26 protein-coding genes are annotated in these 22,666 nt (G+C 44.7%); 8 read left to right on the top strand and 18 right to left on the bottom strand.

Annotation, left to right across the window (positions count from 1 at the left end; translation table 11 throughout):
• Positions 1-10: 10 nt before the first annotated feature.
• The 5 genes from DIJ65_RS04155 to DIJ65_RS04135 form a co-directional block, all read right to left on the bottom strand.
• Positions 11-226, bottom strand: coding sequence for an acyl-CoA carboxylase biotin carboxyl carrier protein subunit (locus DIJ65_RS04155; protein WP_117301445.1), 216 nt, complete (start codon positions 224-226; stop codon positions 11-13).
• Complete coding sequence (locus DIJ65_RS04150) at positions 223-1,572, bottom strand: acetyl-CoA carboxylase biotin carboxylase subunit (protein WP_117301447.1); 1,350 nt, start codon at positions 1,570-1,572, stop codon at positions 223-225. The genes DIJ65_RS04155 and DIJ65_RS04150 overlap by 4 nt, the downstream gene beginning before the upstream one ends.
• Before the next feature lie 193 nt (positions 1,573-1,765).
• Positions 1,766-2,518 carry an enoyl-CoA hydratase/isomerase family protein gene (locus tag DIJ65_RS04145; RefSeq protein ID WP_117301448.1) on the bottom strand — a complete coding sequence of 251 codons (753 nt, stop codon included), beginning with the start codon at positions 2,516-2,518 and terminating at the stop codon, positions 1,766-1,768.
• 571 nt (positions 2,519-3,089) lie between these two features.
• Entirely contained in the window at positions 3,090-3,266 is a 177-nt protein-coding gene (gene rpmF / locus DIJ65_RS04140; RefSeq protein ID WP_117301450.1) for a 50S ribosomal protein L32, read from the bottom strand.
• 24 nt (positions 3,267-3,290) lie between these two features.
• Positions 3,291-3,824 (bottom strand): YceD family protein, encoded by a 534-nt coding sequence (locus DIJ65_RS04135; protein ID WP_117301452.1) that lies wholly within the window; start codon positions 3,822-3,824, stop codon positions 3,291-3,293.
• Positions 3,825-3,951: 127 nt separating this feature from the next.
• Between DIJ65_RS04135 and DIJ65_RS04130 the strand changes: the two genes are divergently transcribed.
• Positions 3,952-5,154 (top strand): nucleotidyltransferase, encoded by a 1,203-nt coding sequence (locus DIJ65_RS04130; protein WP_117301454.1) that lies wholly within the window; start codon positions 3,952-3,954, stop codon positions 5,152-5,154.
• Here DIJ65_RS04130 and DIJ65_RS04125 read toward each other — a convergent pair.
• From DIJ65_RS04125 to rsmD, 3 genes are read right to left on the bottom strand one after another with little or no spacing between them, the layout of a single operon-like run.
• Complete coding sequence (locus tag DIJ65_RS04125) at positions 5,142-6,167, bottom strand: SepM family pheromone-processing serine protease (protein ID WP_117301456.1); 1,026 nt, start codon at positions 6,165-6,167, stop codon at positions 5,142-5,144. The two genes, DIJ65_RS04130 and DIJ65_RS04125, sit on opposite strands and share 13 nt — an antisense overlap.
• Positions 6,168-6,223: 56 nt before the next feature.
• Positions 6,224-6,703, bottom strand: a complete 480-nt coding sequence (coaD, locus tag DIJ65_RS04120; RefSeq protein ID WP_117301458.1) for a pantetheine-phosphate adenylyltransferase — start codon at positions 6,701-6,703, stop codon at positions 6,224-6,226.
• Positions 6,696-7,271: a 16S rRNA (guanine(966)-N(2))-methyltransferase RsmD gene (gene rsmD / locus DIJ65_RS04115; RefSeq protein WP_117301460.1), complete on the bottom strand. Its 576-nt coding sequence runs from the start codon at positions 7,269-7,271 to the stop codon at positions 6,696-6,698. The genes coaD and rsmD overlap by 8 nt, the downstream gene beginning before the upstream one ends.
• 82 nt (positions 7,272-7,353) lie before the next feature.
• Between rsmD and DIJ65_RS04110 the strand changes: the two genes are divergently transcribed.
• Positions 7,354-7,734, top strand: a complete 381-nt coding sequence (locus DIJ65_RS04110; RefSeq protein ID WP_117301462.1) for a DUF7147 family protein — start codon at positions 7,354-7,356, stop codon at positions 7,732-7,734.
• Here the strand turns inward: DIJ65_RS04110 and DIJ65_RS04105 are convergent, their stop codons facing one another.
• Positions 7,735-8,007: a YlbG family protein gene (locus DIJ65_RS04105; protein WP_117301464.1), complete on the bottom strand. Its 273-nt coding sequence runs from the start codon at positions 8,005-8,007 to the stop codon at positions 7,735-7,737.
• 162 nt (positions 8,008-8,169) lie between these two features.
• Here DIJ65_RS04105 and DIJ65_RS04100 point away from each other — a divergent pair, with 162 nt between their 5' ends.
• Positions 8,170-9,075 (top strand): glycerophosphodiester phosphodiesterase family protein, encoded by a 906-nt coding sequence (locus tag DIJ65_RS04100; RefSeq protein WP_117301466.1) that lies wholly within the window; start codon positions 8,170-8,172, stop codon positions 9,073-9,075.
• A gap of 127 nt (positions 9,076-9,202) precedes the next feature.
• Here the strand turns inward: DIJ65_RS04100 and DIJ65_RS04095 are convergent, their stop codons facing one another.
• Positions 9,203-9,649 carry a YlbF/YmcA family competence regulator gene (locus DIJ65_RS04095; RefSeq protein WP_117301467.1) on the bottom strand — a complete coding sequence of 149 codons (447 nt, stop codon included), beginning with the start codon at positions 9,647-9,649 and terminating at the stop codon, positions 9,203-9,205.
• Between the two features lie 74 nt (positions 9,650-9,723).
• Between DIJ65_RS04095 and DIJ65_RS04090 the strand changes: the two genes are divergently transcribed.
• Entirely contained in the window at positions 9,724-10,206 is a 483-nt protein-coding gene (locus DIJ65_RS04090; RefSeq protein ID WP_117301469.1) for a PaaI family thioesterase, read from the top strand.
• Positions 10,207-10,212: 6 nt separating this feature from the next.
• Here the strand turns inward: DIJ65_RS04090 and DIJ65_RS04085 are convergent, their stop codons facing one another.
• A complete protein-coding gene (locus DIJ65_RS04085; protein WP_117301470.1) occupies positions 10,213-11,277 on the bottom strand; it encodes a CAP domain-containing protein in 1,065 nt (354 codons plus the stop codon).
• A gap of 142 nt (positions 11,278-11,419) precedes the next feature.
• Between DIJ65_RS04085 and DIJ65_RS04080 the strand changes: the two genes are divergently transcribed.
• Entirely contained in the window at positions 11,420-11,785 is a 366-nt protein-coding gene (locus tag DIJ65_RS04080) for a YugN family protein (RefSeq protein WP_117301472.1), read from the top strand.
• Between the two features lie 287 nt (positions 11,786-12,072).
• Entirely contained in the window at positions 12,073-13,131 is a 1,059-nt protein-coding gene (gene ytvI, locus DIJ65_RS04075) for a sporulation integral membrane protein YtvI (RefSeq protein ID WP_117301473.1), read from the top strand.
• Positions 13,132-13,182: 51 nt separating this feature from the next.
• Here the strand turns inward: ytvI and DIJ65_RS04070 are convergent, their stop codons facing one another.
• The 7 genes from DIJ65_RS04070 to cyoE all read right to left on the bottom strand — a co-directional run bounded on the left by DIJ65_RS04070 (position 13,183) and on the right by cyoE (position 19,725).
• Entirely contained in the window at positions 13,183-13,647 is a 465-nt protein-coding gene (locus tag DIJ65_RS04070; RefSeq protein WP_117301475.1) for a DUF420 domain-containing protein, read from the bottom strand.
• 24 nt (positions 13,648-13,671) lie between these two features.
• Positions 13,672-14,595 carry a cytochrome c oxidase assembly factor CtaG gene (gene ctaG / locus DIJ65_RS04065; protein WP_117301477.1) on the bottom strand — a complete coding sequence of 308 codons (924 nt, stop codon included), beginning with the start codon at positions 14,593-14,595 and terminating at the stop codon, positions 13,672-13,674.
• Positions 14,596-14,807: 212 nt separating this feature from the next.
• On the bottom strand, positions 14,808-15,140 hold the full coding sequence (ctaF, locus tag DIJ65_RS04060) for a cytochrome c oxidase subunit IVB (protein ID WP_117301478.1): 333 nt from the start codon (positions 15,138-15,140) through the stop codon (positions 14,808-14,810).
• Between the two features lies 1 nt (position 15,141).
• Entirely contained in the window at positions 15,142-15,768 is a 627-nt protein-coding gene (locus DIJ65_RS04055) for a cytochrome (ubi)quinol oxidase subunit III (RefSeq protein ID WP_117301480.1), read from the bottom strand.
• Entirely contained in the window at positions 15,755-17,644 is a 1,890-nt protein-coding gene (locus DIJ65_RS04050; RefSeq protein WP_117301482.1) for a cytochrome c oxidase subunit I, read from the bottom strand. The genes DIJ65_RS04055 and DIJ65_RS04050 overlap by 14 nt, the downstream gene beginning before the upstream one ends.
• 33 nt (positions 17,645-17,677) lie before the next feature.
• A complete protein-coding gene (gene coxB, locus DIJ65_RS04045; RefSeq protein WP_117301483.1) occupies positions 17,678-18,760 on the bottom strand; it encodes a cytochrome c oxidase subunit II in 1,083 nt (360 codons plus the stop codon).
• Between the two features lie 47 nt (positions 18,761-18,807).
• Positions 18,808-19,725 carry a heme o synthase gene (cyoE, locus tag DIJ65_RS04040; RefSeq protein WP_117301485.1) on the bottom strand — a complete coding sequence of 306 codons (918 nt, stop codon included), beginning with the start codon at positions 19,723-19,725 and terminating at the stop codon, positions 18,808-18,810.
• Positions 19,726-20,072: 347 nt separating this feature from the next.
• On the opposite strand from cyoE, the gene DIJ65_RS04035 reads away from it, so the two are divergent.
• Both DIJ65_RS04035 and DIJ65_RS04030 read left to right on the top strand, forming a co-directional pair.
• On the top strand, positions 20,073-20,984 hold the full coding sequence (locus DIJ65_RS04035; protein WP_117301487.1) for a COX15/CtaA family protein: 912 nt from the start codon (positions 20,073-20,075) through the stop codon (positions 20,982-20,984).
• Between the two features lie 80 nt (positions 20,985-21,064).
• The gene (locus DIJ65_RS04030) at positions 21,065-22,114 is read left to right on the top strand and encodes an IS1595 family transposase (RefSeq protein WP_117301489.1); all 1,050 of its coding nucleotides are present in this window, start codon (positions 21,065-21,067) and stop codon (positions 22,112-22,114) included.
• The last annotated feature ends 552 nt before the right edge of the window (positions 22,115-22,666 follow it).

Raw genomic sequence — 22,666 nt, 5'->3', positions numbered from 1 at the left:
TGTCGGTCTCTTATTCTCCCAAAGTTACCAAAGTGTCGCCTTCGTTGACGAAACCGCCCACTTCAACATTGACCTTCTGGACTGATCCTGCAAATTCTGCTTCAACAGGGATCTCCATTTTCATGGACTCGATTGTCAAAATCGCCTGACCTGCTGTTACCGCATCGCCTTCGCCTACCAATACATTCAAAACTGTACCTGCCATTGTTGCTTTTAATTCTTTCATACTGTTTTTTCCTCCTTCGATTTTTCCATCCAGTTCGGCAATACAGCTGTAGCATACTCCCCTGAAATAAATTCCTGTGATTCAATAAATTCTTTAAATAACGGAATATTCGTTTTTACCCCATCAATTGTAGCATGATTAAAAAACTTCTGTGATTTCGAAAGTGCCTCCACACGGTCATGTCCTTTTATGATCACTTTTGAAATCATCGGATCATAAAACGGTGTGACGGCATTTCCTTGTTCATAGCCGGTTTCAATGCGGGCGCCTTCGCCCCATTCTATTTTTTCCAGCTTGCCTGGTGATGGGAAAAAGGTTTTAGGATCTTCCGCGTAAATCCGGTATTCGATCGCATGGCCTTTGGTCGTAATCGTTTCCTGTTCAGGGAGTTTGCCTCCCCTTGCAACGTCAATCTGCCATTCAACCAGGTCAATCCCGGTTACTTCTTCTGTAACCGGATGCTCCACCTGCAGCCGCGTGTTCATCTCCAGGAAATAGAATTCATTTGACTGGTCGACGATGAACTCAACAGTTCCGGCATTGCTGTAACCCACCGCTTTGCCGGCTTGGATTGACGCTTCACACAAGCGCTCCCGCACTTCCTGTGGAAGATGCGGCGATGGCGACTCTTCAATCACTTTTTGGTTGCGGCGCTGAACAGAACAATTCCGTTCGAATAAATGAACGATATTGCCATGTGAATCCCCGAATATCTGAACTTCGATATGGCGGGCATCCGCAATGAATTTCTCGAGATACACAACGTCATTGCCGAAATAGGCTTTTGCCCGGTTTTTGACGGATTCGAATTGCTGACTGAGCGCTTGCTCATTTTCACAGCGCACCATTCCGATTCCGCCGCCACCGCCACTCGCTTTCAGCATCAGCGGATACCCGATCTTACCGGCTTCCTCAATAGCTTCATCAAGCGTTGCAACGCCTTCTTCCGTACCCGGAACCACCGGCACGCCTGCTTTGATCATGGCACGGCGGGATTCGATCTTGTCACCCATCATATCAATGATGTCACTGTCAGGACCGATGAAAATAAGCCCGGCTTCTTTCACTTTGCGTGCAAATCCCGCGTTTTCGGATAATAATCCATAACCCGGATGGATCGCGTCCACATTATGTTGTTTCGCCACTTCAATGATTTTTTCTGCTTGTAAGTATGACTGGACAACCGGATTTGGTCCGATCAGAACAGCTTCTGTCGCTTCGCTTGCATAAGGCAGATCCCCATCAGCCTCAGAATGGATAGCAACAGTTTCAATACCGAGACGCTTACACGTGCGGATGATCCGGCGCGCAATTTCTCCCCGGTTTGCAATCAGGATTTTTTTCATATTTGAAATACCCCCTATGTTTTCTCCCTTCTATAGCATATATGAAGTTTGTAAGCGATTTCAACTATTGGATAAAATAAATTCTGAATATATCGGCATTGAAAGCTCTGAATAACGGCTTTCATGCAGTTCTTGTTTGTAAAATTTAAACAAATAAAAAACTGCCACAGCAATCACGACAGTTTTTACGCATTTATTTTTTTGGCCTCTTCAAAAAGTTTGCGACAGCTGCATGATGCGCATCACTTGCCCATAATCGGGCACAGCGCCGGATTTCTGCTTCCACGCGCGCCTCCAAATCGGTTGCCTTCCATTTCCTGACGGCCATTTCCTTGTAGGCACGATGCACTTCAGGCAGCACATTGCGAAACGATTCCAGGAATCGCTCAACATCCCCTTCGTCCTGGATAATGGCAGTCGCCCATCCATTCGCGTAAAGTTCTTCTGCCGAATAAAGGCGTGCTTCGCTCAGCATCTTTAAGGCGTGATCGTGCTTCAAGGCTTCGAAAAGATACGTTCCACCACCCCAACCGCTGGTGATGGCAAGCGTTCCCTGGATAAAGCCCGCATTGACATGGCTGCGGACAAGCCGGTAATCGCAGGCTGTCGCAATTTCACATCCACCGCCGACCGCTGTACCGTTCACGAGAGCCGCAACAGGCACCGGCAAGGTTTTGATCGCATAAAGCACATCGCCCATGCGCTTGAGCATAGGGTAGGCTTCTTCTTCTGTTTCCAAAGCATGGAACACGGAAAGATCTCCTCCGGAGCAAAACGCCCTGTCTCCTGTGGCTGTGATGACCACCAGGCGCGGCAGTTCTGCAATTGCGCGTTCGACAAGTTTCTCCAGGCCAAGCATTACTTCATCGTTGATTGCATTTCTTATTTCAGGCCGGTCGATCGTGAAGGTCATGATCCCATCGGCCGTGTCGATTTTATAAGCCATTATTATTCACCTCGTGAGTGTGAGAGTATGTAAATACATCCGCTTTACTTTAGAAATAACTTATATACCGCTTCGCCGCTATGGACAGTGCAAAGATTATGCTCCTGCGCACTGCTCGTCGCAAAGGATGCGACATATTTGTATGTCGACCCTTGCCTCCCGCAATAAGCCGAGAAGACCACTCGTCTTTTGCTCCGTCGGCATTCGCCTGCTCCGGAGCCGCGCCTTTGCTGAGAGAAATCTCTAAAGATATGGAGCAACTCTTTGCGACGAAGCAGCGCAGCGATGCGACGGTTTTTCATGTCTCGAAGCTAGCGCAGCGATGCAGGGACAGAGACAGGAGCAATGTTTTAAATTGGTTCAACCCGAGCAACCACAATTTAAACTTACGTGCTCCTGCAGTGCTCCCCACTTCGTCGCAAAGACAGTATCCGTGCAGGACACGTCTACTGTCTTCGCAGCTGTTTTGCGGAATATCTGTTTTAAAATCATTTCATTTCATCTTATGTACAGAGAAAAAGGCTATCGAGAGCCATGGCCTCTCAATAGCCTTTTAGCAGCAAATACTGTTTTATTTGCTTGCTACTACTTCTTTCCCTTTGTATGATCCACATGCTTTGCAGACGTGGTGAGCCAATTTCGATTCGCCACAGCTTGGGCAAGTTACCATGCCCGGCACGGACAATTTGAAATGCGTACGGCGTTTTCTTTTAGCGGTTTTGGACGTTCTTCTAGCTGGTACAGCCATTGGTGACACCTCCTTACAGTGATTCTATTCATCTGACTGATCGAAATACTTTGCTAAATCAGCAAGTCTTGGATCCGGTTTTGGTTGTGCTTCTTCTTTCTCCGCCTGAACTTCTTCGTCTGTCGAATATGACCAGTCATTGCCGCCTTTAATAACGGCCTGATCGGCATTTTCCTTAAAGACCTGCATCGGTATTTCCAAAAGAATAAGTTCCTCGAGGACCGGCTGGAAATCAATTGTTTCCGTTTTGACCATGTGAACATTATCAGCTGTTCCTCCAAGGCCATTTTCAGACCAGGTGAAGATTTCAACCGATTCAATATCTACAGGAAATTCGACATCTTCCCAAGTTCGTGCGCAAGGCAATGTTAACATACCTTTGAGCTGAAGCTGGCACGTGAGTTGTTGCGAACCAATTGTGCAATGTCCTGTGACGTGGATGGGTGTGATATCACGAATATCGCTATTGCGTTTTTTCACTTCCTCAAGATTGACCATCTGGTCGATCTTCATTCCGTCTTTGCGATGCTTTTGAAGCTGTTGAATCGCTATTTTCATAAGTAATCACCTCAAGACAACAAAGTTGATTATATAATGAGCAGAAAAAGATGTCAAGAAAAAATCTTGTCACACGATTCCCAACATCGTTATACTTAGACTTAAGTTTACCAAAGGAGTTGGGCAAATGAAAGCTGCAGGCATTGTAGTCGAATATAACCCGTTTCATAATGGCCATCTTCATCATGCCCGGTGTGCCAAAGAAAGTTCCGGAGCGGACATTTTAATCGCTGTCATGAGCGGACAGTTTCTCCAGCGGGGCGAACCGGCTTTTGCCGATAAATGGAAGCGGACGGAAATGGCGTTGGCGAACGGTGTCGATATCGTCATCGAATTGCCGTATGTTTATGCAACCGCGCAGGCTTCTGATTTTGCCCGAGGTGCCATTACCCTGCTGGATGCCATTGGCTGTGAGGCTTTTTGCTTTGGAAGCGAACAGGGAACCATCGAACCTTTTCTGAAATCCCGTCAATTGCTGGATAGAGAAAACCTTGGTTATCAGCAAAGGATCCATGAAGCGGTCCAGTCAGGCATCAGTTATCCTAAAGCGATGAATGAGGCTTATCTGGCGTTGACAGAAGGACAAGCAGGCTTTGCCGACCTGACAAAACCGAATAATATCTTGGGCTACCATTACATCGAAGCGGCGGAGCGAATTTCATCGGCGATGCGGCCATTGACCATCCAGCGGATTGGTGCAAATTACCACGATCCTATTCAGGAAGGATTGTCGATTGCCAGTGCGACGGGTATCCGGAAAGCATTTTTCGAAGGCGGCTCACTTGAAGAATTGTCACTTTATCTTCCTTCTTATTCCCTCCAGGCATTACAATCTTTCGCGCAGGAATACGGCCATTTTGGCAGCTGGGAAGCATTTTATCCGATGCTCCGCTTTACTATTTTAAGAGAAAAGCCGGAAAACCTCTGCCAATATGCAGAGGTGACAGAAGGAATCGAAAATCTTATTTATGATGCAGCCAGAAAGGAACAGGATTTCGAAGCATTTATCGGCAGGATAAAATCCAAGCGTTTTACCAGAACACGCATCCAGCGAATGCTGACTCATATATTCACCGGCTTTACCTGGGAAAAGTTGAAATCCTTTAAACAGCCATCCTATCTCCGTTTGCTTGGGATGACGGATTCCGGCCGTCAGTATCTGCACGCACAAAAAAAGAATATCAGCCTGCCCGTCATCAGCCGTGCCGCCGATTTGGCGGACAACAGCATGGGCAAACTTGATATTCACGCCAGCAGCCTCTATCAGCTGGGGCTTGGAAGCAGTAATCATAAAAAAGAATTTACAACACCGCCGATTTACTTCGGCTGAAGCTGTTCCAGATAGTCGAGCGCATCCTGCAGCGTTTTAACCGGCACGATTTCCATATCCGTGCCGATTTTCTCTGCAGTTTCCACAGCCAGATCGTAATTGCTTTCGCTGTCGGAGGCAACCTCGTCATCCGGCGCAAAGAAAATTTCCATTCCATCTTGGTCAGCAGCCATCACTTTCTGGTCGATGCCGCCGATGCGCCCGACTTCCCCATCACTTTCCATGGTTCCGGTACCCGCAACCTCGTAGCCTTTAGCGATATCATCTTCAAGCAATTGGTTGATGATTTCCAAAGTAAACATCAATCCCGCTGACGGACCGCCGATCTGTTCGGAGTCTATGGAGACTTCCGGCTCTGTGCTGATGGATTTATCTTCAACAAACGATATTCCAAGCCCCGCCCTTTCAAGATCTGTCGGCAGAGGCTCCAATGTGATGTTCTCAATCAATTCCCTGCCGTCACGCTCTATCACCAGTTCCACTGAATCTCCTTGCTGTTTGCCGGCCAGAAAATCGATGAAATCCTGCTGGTTGTCAAAACGATTGCCATCGATGGATAGAACCCGGTCACCGGAAGCGAGTATATCATCCGCAGCACCGCCTTCCAGCACATTCAAAACGAAGACACCTGCTTTATTAATTTCATAAGGCAGCTCGGCCGTTTCAAAAGCGGCTTTCAATGCGTTGACTTGCGAATCCGACATCAGTTTCAGCTGCCGGACGTTGTATTCCTCATCCGATTCGTGCGGGCTGCGCACCTGTTCCGGCTGCAGTATTTTATAGCCTTCCTGGAATTGGGCGTAGACATAAAGCGCAGGTGTGGCATTCAGCATCGATATAGTCATCAGGCTGAAGCTTCCCTCATCATCCTGATCGCCATTCTCCACTTCAACGAGCGGCGACAGTTCATAGGCGCTACCAGGACGTGAAATATAGCTGTCCATCCGGTAGAAGGTGATAAACACAACAATTCCAATCAAAATCAAATAATAGATCATTTTCTTGTTTTTCATCGGCTAACCCTCTCTATTCAAAAGAAAAATATCAAAAAAGCCACGCGAAACGTGACTTAATCGAATTTTTTCTTCAAGGCTTTTTCAACAGGTTCCGGGACGAGTCCAGTGATATTGCCGCTGTATTTGGCAACTTCTTTGACGATGCTTGAACTGAGGAATGAATACTGGTTGTTCGAAACCATAAACAAGGTTTCAATGTCCTCATTCAAAAAACGGTTCATCGATGTGATCTGCATTTCGTATTCGAAATCCGATACGGCCCGCAGCCCTCTGATAATTGCATTCGCTTCAATTTCTACCGCATAATCGATCAATAATCCGCCGAAAGAATCCACACTGACATTAGGAATTGAGTTGGTCACTTCGGCAATCAGCGCTATTCTTTCTTCTAAATTGAAAAGCGGATTCTTCGAAGAATTGTTCATAACGACGACTTTCACTTCATCAAAAATCTTCGAAGCCCTTTTAATAATATCCAGATGCCCCATTGTAATCGGATCAAAACTTCCTGGTACTACAGCAACCTTATTCACTGACTTTTCCCTCTTCCCCTGTATAGCGATAAATCGAAATAGCGATTCCGCCGTAAATTTCATTTTTAAAACGCTCGAAATACTTGGTCCGGTCTGAGAGCCTGACGTCTTTTTCATGTTCGCATACAACAATAGCATCTGATGTAAGAACTCCTGTTTCAGCGGCAAAATCCATCAGTTCATAGGCTTCCGTCATATGATATGGTGGATCAAGAAACAGGAGACGGGCCTCGAAATCATTTTTTTTCAAAATTTTAATCGCCCGCTTCGCATCGTTCCGGTAGACTTCCGCCTGACCCAAAAGGCGAGTTTTCTCAAGGTTCATCCGTATGGTTTCCGCGGCTTTACCATCTTTGTCGATAAAGACCGCTTTGTCTATCCCCCTGCTCAAAGCTTCGATGCCCAGTCCACCGCTTCCCGCAAATAAATCCAAGGCATTGCCCCCGTCAAAAAATGGTCCGATCATATTGAATACCGATTCTTTCACTTTATCTGTTGTCGGTCTTGTAGAATTGCCGGGAACTGCCTTTAATGGCACCCCTTTGGCCTTTCCTGCAACTACGCGCATGTTTCCGCCTCCCAGTTTATGAATTTATTGATGCAATCCACCCTGTAAATGATAGAATGGTTACTGGAAAGGACGTGTTAAAATGATCCAGCGTTTTATCGGGCTTGGAGAAGGTTACGGAGATATTTATGAACTTCGTGAATTGATTGTGACCAACCGCAGCCGGTTTATGCACGGTTTTGTATTCCATGCAAAAGATATGAGTGGAAAACCTGTGTTATCAGTAGCTGCTGCCTTCAAACCTGCAGAACAGGGCAATTTTATGCCCATTTATATTTGCCAGGAAGGAATTCCGGAAAATTCGAAAAGGCTCGCTGTGTTTGAAGAAGCGGTCAAAGAGAATGGAAGCTTGCCCATCCATATGGACGTCAAGCACTCCACCGTCTATGCCGACCGCACATTCTATTTCAGTCATCTGATATCCGTGCTGCGGCTGAACCATTATATCCCGCCGATGCAATAATCAGAGACCAATTTTATAGTCGTATTCCTTAGCTTTATCGGGTTTGGCATTTTCATATTCCGTTTTGATAAAAGGACGCTGGGACTCAAGCACTTGCTTAACGTAAGGCAGCTTGAGCAATTTGGCTTTCGTGGTTTCAATGACTTCCTGGTCCATATATAAAACGACATATTTCAGTTTCCGTGAAATGAAATGAACATGCCCATACTTTCGTAATGATTTTGCCTGTTTCAAATGATGCACATAGACAATAAGTCCTTGGCGATCATGCATAGCAATCCCTCTTTTCTTAGCTTCTAGAATACCATAGGAAAGAAAAAAGCCGCAACCGCCATTATGGGGACTTTCAGCTGTCGCACCATAATAACTGACATTGCCATTTAAAATTCGATATAATGATTACAGCGTTACTATATAAGGGGGTATTACATAGCCATGGGGAAAAAAACGAAAATAGGCATAGCTGCAGCAGCAGTCGGGGCAGCTGCATGGGCAGGGTCAAAAGCATTGGTCACGACACAGCCCCGCCCAAAGAAAACTGCACTGGAATACGAACGCCCGATGATTCTGGCTCACCGTGGCGGTGCTGCTTTGGCGCCGGAAAACACAATGGCTTCTTTTAAGAAAGCTGCATCTTTCTGCGTGGACGGTTTTGAAATCGACATCCGCCTTACCAGCGATGAGGAACTGATCGTGTTTCATGATGAATTTGTCGACCGCACAACTGACGGTGCCGGCAAAGTCTCGGATTTGACACTGGAAAAGTTGCGCACATTAGACCTGGGCTATCATTTTGAAGACCTGGAAGGGAAAAATTCCTATCGTGGGACAAATGAAAAGATTGTCACGCTTCGTGAAATGCTGGAAGAATTCCCTGAAATGTACATCAATATCGATATGAAAGATTCTCCTGAGACGTATGAAGGCAGCCTGATGCCTTCGAAACTTTGGCGCCTGATTGAATCTGCAGGTGTCGAAGAGCGCGTGGGTGTCACCAGCTTCTTCGACGAACAAATAGACCGATTCAATCTTTATGCCCAAAACCGGGTGGCAATTGGAGCCGGAGAAAATGAAGTGAGAAAAGCCTTTGCAGCATTCAACAGCCAGTTCGGGCATCTCTATAAGCCACGTGCAGACATGTTCCAGATTCCGATCCGCTCTAATGGATTCAATCTGGTGTCGCCGCGCTTTATTGCATTTCTTGGCGAACTGAATGTTCCCGTCCATTACTGGACAATCGATGATCCGGAAGCGATGCGCGCGTTGATCGCCGCAGGAGCCAAAGGCATCATCACCGATCGGCCCGATTTGGCGGTAAAAGCAGTAAAAGAAGCACAATAGAATTGAATACACAAAGAGCCGGCGGAGAAAAAGCATTGCTTTTTCTCCGCCGGCTCTTTTTATGAATAAAAAAGTATAACCTTTTATCTTAAAGGCTCCTTGTCCAATCTCTTCGCTTCCGCTTTTCCTAAGCTGAGCAAGAACAGCCGCCGCCGGTTCCGCAGCTTCCCCCACAGGAGGAGTCTGAAGAAAAGAACGGATTGCTGGATGGGATTTTGACCGCTTCTGAAACTGAACGGCCGATAATGAAACTTATCTGGTCGATCAGGTCCTGCAATTCATTTTCCGCCAGCCGCAAATCCGCGACTTTTTCGTTAAGGTCCAATTTCCGTTTGCCCACCCGAATACGTTTCATCACATCTTTGTAATCCGGATGATATTTCCCAAAACGCTGTACCTCTTCATATAATTCTTTCAACCGGGCAAAAGCGATAATTTCAGTCGCCAGATCTTTATTATCGTAAACAGCATGATAAGCTTGTCGATATTGCTCAGCCTGCTCTGATTGTAGTATCATTCTACTTAACTCATCAGCAGAGTCAGCAACTTGCACCCATTCGTAGGTCATGATCACAACTATTACCTCCTCTACGGTTCAATTATATCAAACACAGCTGAATTTTAATACAGAAAGAAAGGGTTGTCTCCATGAAGAATTTAACTGCACAATTTGAAAGGGTTGTTGAAAATGGCTCATCCGAGGATATCCAGATTCTCTCACAGTTCCTTGAAAATCTGGAAAAGAAACAGTCCGGAGAATTCACCACCTATTTAAGCGCTGCGCTCGGCATGAGCAGAAAGCAGGCCGACGACACCTGGACTGTCAGCATACCGAATACCCCCTTCATCCACAATAATATTGACATCCCTCACGGAGGCATTCTGGCAGTTCTTCTGGATACGGCAATGGGGACACTTGCCAACAGCAGATGCCTTGAAGGCTTTGGTGCCGTGACCACAAACCTCGCCATCCATTACTTGACAGTTGCAACCGAAGAAACCATCACAGCAGAAGCTAAAATTATCCGGCAAGGCCGTCATACCATGGTGATCGAGGGAAACATCCATGAAACCGGAGGCAAGCATATCGCTACATCCACCGCCTCATTTTTCATTGTTCCCAAATCATAACAAGTCCTATTGTTTCTCCGCCTTTGGCGGTTCCTGCCTCAAAAAGCTTTGCGTATAATATTTGCCGAAAACGCCTACCCCGATTTGATTGAAGCGGCTTGAATACAAGGTGTCCCTGTGTTCTTCGGAGTTGATCCAGCCGTGGACCGTTTCAGCTGCGTCATAATAGCGGGAAGCCGTATTTTCAGCCGCTTCCTCATAGATGATGCTGGAATTTTTCAGCCTTTCTTCCAGGCTTTCAACTTCTATTTCTTCCGATGAGAAATTCTTCCGGGCCACATTGCGGCTATGCCTCTCAGCCAGCATACTTACCGCCGGGTTGGCAGTCAAAGGTTTCTGCTGGTGGTGGAGTCGATAAACATTCGTCAGGTCGATAACCTGTTTTGCATTCGCCTTATCGATGGACGCTTGCAAATTGGAGGAAGGACTTACAGGCGCCAGCAGATCTCCGACATACATCATATCGTAGGGCTGGTGGCGAATGAGCGTTTCTGCATCCATGAAACGGACGGCTTCAAGCATACTGTCCTTCTCATCAATATATAATTGGGCGTAGATGTCGTCGAAACTGACCAGCAGTCTCGTGTGACGATCTTTCGCACTCAGGCTGAATGTATAAATATTCGTTCCGAATTTAACCGTCACCTCGTCTTCTATGATTGTAAAACGGTATAATTCCTCCATAGTTTGGCCAATTTTATAAGGGCTGGCGTCCGTGGCGGTACCGGCAGAATACACTTGCACCACCTTCTGGTCTTTGACACCCACCATTTTATAATTCGAAAAAGATTGATTGTATATCCACCATTCGTAGCCGAAAGCTGAAGGTTCAATGCGCGCAGGCTTGCCGTAATCATCGATCCATTTTTGGGAAGATTGCCCGATATAAACTGAAATTCCTTGTGCCGGCCGTTCCACCACCAAAGGATTCTCAATAATTTCATGTGCCGGAAGCGGATCGACTTGCCGGGGAGCTTCCAATATGTCGTTCTCATTTATCGACGAATCAAAGTAAAAAAAAGTAATGAGGATGATTGACAGAAATATCATGATACGCAATAAATTCTTCAATCTTCTTCCTCCTTGTCAAGCTCTTTTCATCAATTATAACAGCCGCCTCTATACTGACACAATCTAGCCATTGCAACAACCGCAAATTTCATCTATTATTAAAGGAGCATTGAGTCAGTTTTGAGATAGAGGAGGAGATCCTATGTATTTTGAAAATACAGGACTTGAGGACATTCTGGTAGACTTCAATTTGCTCGAGCAGGTTATGAGCAAACACGGATTAACTAAGGAAGGCCAATGGGATTACGAGCGTGTAACATTCGACCGTAGATTCGATATCCGTGAAGGACGCTACTATTTGCGCGTATTCGCCTATGCAGTTGACGGCGATATTGATGCCGGCGATGCGACTGTAAAAATCATGAAACCTGTTATCGGCAAACATTATTATCCCTTCGGCGTTGAATACGGCGAAGATGAGCATTTCCCTGAACACCTTTTGAAAACTAGTGCCGATATTCTGGCAACCATTAAATCCGAATTAAAAGCTTTTGAAATTCAAGTCTAGAAAAGCGACAGCGAAGAGATGGCCCAAAGCTTATGGGGCCAGCTCTTTGCGACGAAGCAGCGCAGCGATGCAGGAGCACTTTAGAGGCTTATGACCCGAAGAGTTGGGCCGCTGGAGTCTGGACAGCACAGCACTTATTTTTAAGAACATCCAGACTTAAAAAGTACTAAACTCCAAATCGTTAATAAAAACCGCATTTCAACATTGAACTGCGGATTTTTTTAAAAATTCCTATTTCACCTTTCGAATTGATAGAATAATAATATAATGTTTTTGGGAGGATTAATGTGGCCAAGTGGTGGAACAAAAAGATTTTAACCATAGTACTTGTTATTGCAGTAATAGTTCTAATTTCGATATACATAATTCCAATTGCAATACCTCTGATTTTGGCATTGTTAACCGCCGTATTTCTCGAACCGTTTGTTGCATTCCTGCAACAGCGCTTTAAATGGCAGCGAAAATCCGCGGTCATTACCGCTTTCATCGTTTTCCTGCTGCTCGTTTCAGCCTTTCTATACTGGACCGTCACTTATCTGACAGGCAGATTGATACAGGTTTCACAGAATATGCCTGAATACATTAATGGGGCGTCTTCCATCTGGGAAGAAATTCAGGCCTTTTTCCTTCGTTCATCAGAAGAGATGCCTGTTGAAGTGGTCAATTCCTTCGAAACTGAATTAGCAAAATTCCTTGAAGGGATTCGCGATTGGATTTTGACCATAGTCAATTACGACACAATCACCAATCTTCTGACAGGCATCCCTTCTTTCCTTGTCAGCTTTATTGTTTTCCTGATTGCGCTGTTCCTCTTCATGCTGGACCTCGATGATTTAAAAAGAATGCTGTTCGGCCGACTGAAAGATACCACAGCAGAAAAAGTCCGCTTTATGGCTGCCCGCTTGAACAACGTGGTTTTTGGCTTTCTGAAGGCGCAATTCCTGGTGAGCGTCATTATCTTCCTGGTTTCACTTGTCGCTCTTATGTTTATTGCACCGGAAGTCGCGTTGGTGATGTCGCTGATCATCTGGCTCATCGATTTCATCCCTATTCTTGGATCAATCATCGTTTTAACACCCTGGTTCATTTACGAATTCATTACAGGCGACGTTGTCCAAGGCACCCAATTGGCCGTCCTTGCGCTGGTCCTGCTGATCATTCGTCGGACAGTCGAACCGAAAATTATGGGGTCGCAGATCGGTTTGTCCCCGCTTGCCACTCTGATCGCGATGTTCATCGGTTTGCAGTTGATCGGGTTCCTCGGTTTCTTTGTCGGACCGCTGCTTGTCATCCTGTTCACATCTGCACGTGAAGCCGGCATCATCAAAATGGATTTTAAAATCTGACAATAAAATATTCCAAAGAAAAAGGAGAACCCATAGAGGTTCTCCTTTTTCTTATTCTGATCCGAGAATCGCTTTGATGACGGACGTCGTCGGCCCGCCTTTGTAAATTACATATAATAGAAGATAAACCATAACACCCGTAATCGCAGTAGAAAACCAAATTATGCTGGTATATGGCCCGATTTTACGGTGCAGTTCCAGGCGGTTCTTCAAGCCCAGCCAGATGCTCACAATCCCCATAATCCCGCCAATAGTGGCCAGGGTGATGTGGAAAATCAGAAAAATCGTATAGAAAATTTTGTACTCTTCCGGCCCGCCGAACGCAGTATTGCCGACAAAGATCGTGCGTGAAGCATAGATGATGAAGAATGTCAGAGCCGAAGCGCCTGCAGCCAGCATCCATTTTTTATGGGCTTCAATTTTTCTCTGTCGGATCAAATTCCAGCCGATCGCTACAAAAATAGCGCTTAGTACAATGAAAAACGTGCTGATAGTTGGTAATAGCGGTAAATCCATCTCTTATAATCCCCTTTTCAGCCTTTACCCATTATGTCGGTGATAAGCCATCTCTTTTCGATCCTGCAAAACTTGAGCAGTAATTGCTTCCGCATTGTCATTTTCATTGCGGAGCCATTCATGAAACACCAGCCAGATAAAGACGGTAAATACTAATTCCTGCAAAATCTTCATTGTAATTCCGCCAGTCCGCTGGTCTTCCAGTAAGCTCATTGAAGAAAACAATTCCGGTCCGGAAAGATTCAATTGCGATAAGGTTCCAACCGGCACACATAATGCCATTGCCTGCAGCCATGCATCTGCATCAGTATATGTTGCGTAGAATGGCGTATCACTGAAGATGATCAGCGCACATGCAGGCGTCATAAGCACACTTAGCCCGAACAGGAACCCAAGTTTTTTCAGTCCGTGAAACTTGTGCATGCCTTCGAGATTATTGACCACCGGCCACCAGTAGAAGATCGCGAACAAAAACAGCAGACTGCTGACAACACTGTGCAGCAGCATATCCTGTTTGACGAAATCGAATACCAGAGGCAAATGATAGACCGAGAAGAATATACCGAACAAGATCAATGCAAGCATCGGCTTGGTGAAGAAATGGAACAACGGTCTGATTACTGGAAGATCAATAAACCATCTCCACAGCCATGGTGGTATCCCCATGATCAACAGTGGCGGCACCAACAGCAGAAGAAATGCCATCTGAACCATGTGCATCGTGAACATGATGTGACCCAAAAGGTCGATTGGTGAGCCTTTTATGATATATAACAAAGCCATCCCGGAAACGAACAGCAGAGCTTCTTTCTGTTTTAAAGGTTCGCTGTCTTTAAACTTGCCTCTCCATTTAGTGGTGATTAAAAAATAAAAGAGCGTGATCAAGACAAGGATTCCTAAGTAAACCGGACTCCACAAAGCCTGAAATCCGAAAATACTGATTGGCATGCCAAACATACCTCCTTTTCCTTAAGTACCCTCATTATATAGCGGAAACAATTGTATATCAATGAACGAATCATGACATTTACTGAGGATGATGGAATTTCCAATGACTGAACTCTTTTTAAGAAAAGGTACTCACATGGCTGGCCGTAAAGATTTCAAGCATAGAAAAGCCACTTTCACCAAAAAAGTGAAAGTGGCTTTTAAAATGCGGTTTACCACCAAACGATTGTGACAAGTGCCAAAACCGTGATGAAGGCAACAAACATCCCACTGAACATAAAGAACGCGATGGTTCCGTGGCCTTTGTTGCTCAAGTGCATGAAATGGTAAAGCTGAAGAACAACCTGGATTGCAGCCAACAACAGGATAATCGGTACAATCAGGTACGTCGAGAATCCGGCAGCCACCATCGTAAATGCAATCAGAGTAAGGAAGATCATGATTGCAAACGACGTTAACTGTTGGCGCATTTCAGCCGATCTTTTTTTCTTTAAAAATTCGTGCTCTGCATGTGATCTGATTTTTTCAGGTGTATCGTGTGCCATATTAACCGATCACTCCCATCAAATAGACTACAGTAAAGATGAATACCCATACTACGTCGATGAAATGCCAGTAAAGAGCTGCAAGATAAAACTTAGGAGCGTTATACATATTCAATCCACGTTTTGAATTACGGATCATCAATGCAATAAACCAGCTGAGACCGAATAAAACGTGGGCACCGTGAGTTCCGACCAATACGTAGAAAGCGGAACTGAAAGCGCTGTGTGTAAAGCCAAATCCTAAATGTACGTAATGGTTAAACTCATAGATTTCCAAACCAAGGAAGGTTAATCCCAGCAAAACAGTTATGCCCAACCAGGCCTGCATGGCTTTGAAATTATGGTTTTTCATGTGGTACATCGCGTAAACGCTTGTCAGTGACGACGTTAAAAGGATCATCGTCATTGCGAATACCAATGGCAGTTCGAATAAACCTGCAGCCGTAAACTCCATTCCGCTTGGTCCTTTATCTTTTAATGCAAGATATGTTGCAAACAACGAAGCGAAAGTTACTGTTTCAGCAGCCAGAAGCAACCAGAAGCCGACGAACTTATTTTTACCTTCCAATGTTGCCGTCTCCGGATGATCCGGCCAAGATTGAGCGGTATATCTTTTATTTATGTCCATCGGTGTTGCCTCCTCTCTTAGCATCTTCGATCAATTCTTCTTTAGTGATGTAGAATCCGAGGTCATCTTTCAACGAACGGACAAGCATCGAACCGAAAGTGATTCCCAGACCGATGACCAATACTGCCAATGCCCACGGTTTCGTGTCATCCATAAAGTAAAGTGCGCCAAATGCTGCAACGAACATGCCGAATGACATGACAAAGGGAATAATCGAACCGTTCGGCATGTGGATATCGCCAAGGGGCTCTGCATAAATCATGCCTTCTTTATTGCCTTCCATTTTTTCGATCCAATACGTATCAAGGCCTCGAACCAATGGAGTTTGAGCAAAGTTATAGAACGGCGGTGGTGATGGAATCGCCCATTCAAGTGTGCGTCCGTCTCCCCAAGGGTCATTGCCGACACGAACATTTTTAACTGTTGTTAATACTACGTTCACCAGCAGGACAATAATACCGATTGCCATGAACAATGCGCCCACAGAACTGATCAGGTTGTACAAATCCCAGCCCTGGTCTGCATTGAATGTGTAAACGCGGCGTGGCATACCAAACAATCCAAGGAAATGCTGGATAAAGAACGTCAGGTGGAATCCGATGAAGAAGAACCAGAATGTCACCATTCCCAATTTTTCACTCAACATCGTCCCGAACATTTTCGGCCAGTACAGATGCGTACCTGCCAGAAGCCCCAATACTACCCCACCTACGATAACGTAATGGAAGTGAGCGACGATAAAGTAAGAATCGTGCAACTGATAATCGAGTGGTGCAATGGCCTGCATAACACCAGTTACTCCCCCTGCTACGAAAGAAGGAATGAACGCGATTGCGTAAACCATTGCTACGCTGAATTGAATGCTTCCTCCCCATATCGTCAGAAGCCAGTTAAAGATTTTAATACCGGTTGGCACAGCAATGATCATAGTCGCCAGGGCGAAAACTGCGTTTGCAGTTGGTCCAAGGCCGACGGTGAACATATGGTGGGCCCAAACCATAAAGCCGTAGAAACCGATTAAGATTGTAGCAAAAACCAGAGCGGTATAACCGAATAGGCGCTTTCTTGAGAAAATCGCAAAGATTTCAGAGAAAATACCGAATGCCGGCAATATTAGAATGTAAACTTCCGGGTGTCCGAAAATCCAGAATAAATGCTCCCAGATAATCGTATTACCGCCCATTTCGACGACAAAGAAGTTTGAATCAAACAACCGGTCAAAAATCATGAAGAATAATCCGATAGTAAGTGGCGGGAAAGCCAATAGGATCAGTGCTGAAGCGACGAAAGTCGTCCAGGTGAACAATGGCATTCTCATATACGTCATACCCGGTGCGCGCATATTGATGATTGTTACCAGGAAGTTAATCCCTGCGATCAATGTACCGAAACCGGAAATTGTCAATCCAAGTGCATAAAAATCAATTCCGTGCCCTTCGGAAGCCAAAGCGAGCGAAGCGTAGTTTGTCCAGCCTGCATCAGGTGCTCCGCCCATGAACCATGAAAGGTTCAGGAAAATGCCCCCAAAGAAGAAAAGCCAGAATCCCAAAGAGTTCAGGAATGGAAAAGCTACGTCACGCGCACCAATCTGTAATGGCATGATGGCGTTCATAAACGCCAAAAGCAATGGCATTGCTGCCAGGAATATCATGGTTGTACCGTGCATGGTGATAATTTCATTATACAATCCGGCACTCAGGAAATCGTTACCTGCTTTCATCAGTTGGATCCGGATCAACATCGCTTCCAGTCCACCTACAAGGAAGAAAAAGCCGCCTGAGATTAGATAGAGGATCGCGATTTTCTTATGGTCTACTGTTGTAAGATAATCCCATAAAACTGCGCCGAATCCCTTTTTTTGTGCTAAAGAACTCACACTGTATACCTCCCTTTTTACACTCTGACTCTCTTATTCCTCAACAGTCAGGCTCATCAGATACGCTGCAAGCGCATCCAGTTCCTGCTCGGAAAATGGTTCTCCGCCGTTATTTGTTTCTCCGTCAGGCATCAAGTTTCCTGGTTTGTATTGCTGTGGATCTTCAATCCAGTTTTTCAAAGTTTCTTCATCATGTTCCAAGAATCCGGCAATACGGTTGCGGTCGCCGAATGCAGCAAGGTTAGGACCTGCCATACCGCCAGAACCAACACCAGAAACTGCGTGGCATCCGATACAGCTGTTAGCAAAGATTTCTTCACCGTCCTGAGCCAGTGCTTCAGCAGCAGGTTCAGGTTCTTCCTGCATGGCAGTTACCCATTGGTCAAACTCTTCACGGTCAACAGATTTTACTTTGAAATCCATTAATGCGTGTGAAGGGCCGCAAAGCTCAGCACATTTTCCATAGAAAACTCCTGTTTCAAGTTCTGAAGAAGGCTTGTCGAATTCAAGATAGAATTTATTGACGTTTTCAGGGTTTACATCAAGTTTACCGCCGACTGAAGGAATCCAGAAGGAGTGCTTGATATCTGCAGAGATTAAATTGAAGTAAACACGTTCATCGGTTGGAACGACCAATTCCTGAGCAGTTACAATTCCTTGCTCCGGATATTCGAACTCCCACCAATAAAGGTAAGCAGTCACGTTGACCGTAAGATGGTTTTGTTCGCCTTCTTCATTTACAGAATCCATCGCGGTTACGTCAGCCAAATCAAATGTTGAATAGACTGTTGGAACAGCAAGGATCAATAGAAGTACGATTGGCACAGCAGTCCAGATAAACTCAAGTTTTGCGCTGCCTTCCACTTGTTCAGGAATCATATCTTCCCCAAGTTTGGAGCGGCGGAACTTGACAATTGCCAGGACGAAAATGATTGATACGACTATAATTACGAAAGTCATAACAATACTAGACAATATCAAAAGATTGAATTGGTCCTGCGCAACCTTACCAGCAGGGATGAGAGTCGAAATCTCTTCACGCCCACAGCCCGACAGAAAGACGAGCAATGCTGTCATCAATGCGAAAAGACGCCAGTTAGTAAGTCCTTTCATCATAGCTTTTCTTACCCCTCTCTCATTTAAAAGTTTTTAAGTATTGGAAATCAGACGAATACAGCGAATATGATCATTGCGACGAAAAGAATCGTCATATAGTTCAATGAATAGATGAACATACTCTTCGCCCATTTCAAATCATCTTTCACTCCAAATCCGCGAATGGCCAAATACAGCCAGCCGGCATTCAAAAGTGTTGCTAAGATGAAGAAGCCAATTCCCAATTCCGGCAAAAGAAACGGTAATGGGAAAAGCATCAAAACCCATGCCAGCATAGATTTTTTTGTCCGGTGGAAACCTTTCACCACCGGCAGCATCGGGATATTTGCAGCCCGGTACTCTTCCGTGCGTTTCATGGCCAGCGCATAAAAATGCGGCGGCTGCCAAATGAACATGATCAGAAACAATGCCCAGGCACCAGTGCCCAAGGTGGGTTCTACTGCTGCCCATCCAATCAGCGGCGGTATGGCACCCGAGATGCTGCCGACAATCGTATTGCTGACGTGGCGTCTCTTGGACCACATGGAATATAGGACCACATAAGCCAGAATCCCTGCTATTCCGAGAACCCCCGCTGAAACAGAAGCGGAAAACAAAAAGATTTCGCCTAGAACAATGAAAGAAATTGCGAGTGCCAGAACAGCTGATGGTTTAAATCTGCCGGTTACCGTCGGTCGGGATTTCTTGCTCGCCATCAATGGGTCGATATCTGTATCAATATAATTATTCATCGCAGCAGAACCTGCTATGATCAATGCTGATCCGACCAAGGTGTAGACGAGGATGTCCAAATGCTGTAAAAAATGTCTGCCCGAAAACTGAAATGCCAGCCATAATCCGGTGAAAACCGTAATCAGGTTTGAATTGACAATCCCGATTTTTATAAGTGCCAAAAAGTCCTGGACAAAGCTGGTTGTTTCAGGTGTCTCGTGTGCTTCCGCAGACAAAGACCGGCCGTTTGACATTTAACCTCCTCCTTTCAAAGTTGTAAGCATAGTCCGCTAATCATAACTATATCTAAAATCCAGCCCTTTTTCTACATATAACTGAAATTTAGCGATAAAAGCTTTGATTATGGTGAGTTTGCCTCAATTGCACTCTTCCTATCATACATCATGACAAGGTCATTTTTAAGAATGAAAAATAATAGTTTTTGAACAGTTTGTGAAGGCTGCACCTAATATGTCCAAATATCGAAAGTTTCCGCTATTACTGATTTTCCGTTGTGTTTTAACCCGACTTTCGCTATTATCGAGTATGCAGGTAACGGACGTTTAATTGTATTTTCATATAGAAAAAGTAGGTGGCTTTCTTGCAGCAGAATAAATATATAAAGTTATTTGCAGTTGCGGCGACAATCGGTATGCTCTTCATACTTCTGGGCGGTGCCCTCGTCACCAAAACTGACAGTGGGATGGGTTGCGGCCGGCACTGGCCGGGATGCAACGGCCAATTGATCCCTGATGTCATTACCGCCGAAGTGCTGATTGAGTTTTCCCACCGGCTTGTTACCGGAGCCGTCAGTATTTTGATTTTGATTCTCGCCATTTGGGCCTGGAGAAAATTCGGGCATGTGCGAGAAACCAAGTTTCTCGCGGTCACTTCCGTGTTCTTTTTGGTTTTACAGGCTCTCATCGGTGCTGCTCAAGTGTTATGGGGCCAGGGTGATTTCATTCTCGCTCTGCATTTTGGCATCTCCCTCATATCATTTGCATCAGTGCTCCTCCTGGCTCTTCTCATATTTGAAGTGGACCGGAAATTCGAAACGGAAAAATTGAAGATCGGCAGAAAATTAAAGTTCCATACAATCGGTGTGGCTTTGTATTCCTATCTGGTCATTTACACCGGCGCGCTCGTCCGCCATACGAATTCCAGCCTGATTTGTTCAGACTGGCCGCTGTGCCGCAATGATTCCTTTGCCCTTCCATCCAATATGTATGAATGGGTACAGATGGGGCATCGCGGAGCAGCTGGGCTCATCGTCATCTGGATCGGCATCATCATGTGGCACGCCATCAAGCATTACAAAAATCAACGTGCAATTTACTGGGGCTGGATCATTGCCTTCACCATTGTGATGATGCAGGCTACTACCGGCATGCTTGCAGTTCTGACAAAATTGAATTTGGCGGTTGCCTTATTGCACTCGCTTTTCATCACTCTCCTGTTCGGGCTTTTGTGCTACATGGTCCTACTGGTTTCACGAAGTTACAGCAAAAAATAAGGCTATGTTAAAGGTTAATGTTGATATTTGAATTTAACGAACGTTTGTTCTATAATAAAAGTATCAACTAAAGGATGGCGATGACAGTGAGAGCGTCAGATATTCTTAAAGAGATAGAGAAATTAAATCCCGCAGAAAAACAAAGACTGCGAGCATTTCTTATAGATGCTCTTACTGCTTCGTCTTCAACAGGAAATGCTTTACAAGAGATTTCAGAACGTAAAAATAAACAGGGATACACCTGCCCTCACTGCCAATCCAAACACGTTGTCAGATTTGGCAAATACACTACCCTTGTAGATGGTGACGAAGTAAAAAAACAACGTTATCGCTGTAAAGCCTGTACTGCCACTTTCACCGATTTAACCCACACTGCACTTTATAGAACCCGCCGTCTGAATAAATGGATAAAATTCATTGAATGTATGATTGATGGTTACTCCCTCCGTAAGTCAGCTGAGATGGTCAAAGGGGTAACCCACGTTACGCTGTTTTACTGGAGACACAAACTATTATCAGCTTTGAAACAAATTGAAGTAGAAAATTTTCAAGGTATAGTTGAAATGGACGAGACCTATTTTCTGTACTCTGAAAAAGGGCAGAAGAAAATTGCTGGTAGAAAATCCCGTAAACGTGGTGGAAAAGCCAAAAAGCGTGGCATCAGCAAGGAACAGGTCTGTGTCTTAGTAGCAAGAGACCGTGACAAAAATACAGTTTCGACAACTCTTGGTGTAGGCAGAATAAAGAAAGAGCAATTGGATAAAGTCATTGGTCAAAAACTGTCATCTCAAAATGTATTATGTACAGACTCCTGGCGAGCGTTCAGAACCTACGCTACTGACAAAGGAATGACCATTTATCAGTTCAAATCAGATGGCAAAGTCCGCACAAAGGGTCTTTATCATATCCAAAACGTCAACAGTTATCACAGCAGACTGAAAGGCTGGATACAGCGTTTCAACGGTGTAGCAACCAAGTATCTTGATAATTACCTTACGTGGTTCCAGGTGCTTGAGAGCATCCAGCACCAACTGAACGAAGTGACGGTCAACGATATGATAATTAAAGGGAATTTAATTCCAATTGTCGAAACATATGATAAGCTTAGGTTATCTAAGTTTACTAAATAATCATATTTCTATTTTTATGGTGAAGTATCAAGAAAACGGTTCTTGTTTCATTAAACATATGGAGGGGTGAGCAAAGATTATTAAAAAAATAATAGGTAAAGTATTAATTAGTGTAATAGTAATAACCCTTCCTCTAATCTTTCTTTTTTCATATGAAGAATCTGAACAATTCGAGGAATTTCCTGTTCCAAAAACAGCTGAACTTTTAGATACTAAAAGCACTTTAGAGTCTTACGATTGGGGTCCTGCTTCAGAGGAAAATGGACTTCCTTTAAGGTATAAGGCAATCATTTTCCTTTGGGGTTGGGAGAAAAAAGAACAAGAAGGTGCTTTAACTGTTTATGAAAAAGATGGAATAGAAGTAGATGTAATATCATTAACAAATTATTTGAGTCTAAGCACTTCAGGAGAGTGAACTTATCATTCAATTGAAATTAAAATCAACCTTATTCACGTTTGATTAAACAGTAAAACCATAAAGACAATGAAAAGGACTTTTTCATAAATATGTGAGGTCCTTTTATCATAGTGAAAAACAACACCAAACTTTAA

Source organism: Planococcus salinarum, from assembly GCF_007004625.1.
GTDB lineage: Bacteria > Bacillota > Bacilli > Bacillales_A > Planococcaceae > Planococcus > Planococcus salinarum.
The sequence above is the reverse complement of the archived record's forward strand: the minus strand, read 5'-3'. Positions and strand labels throughout refer to the sequence as shown.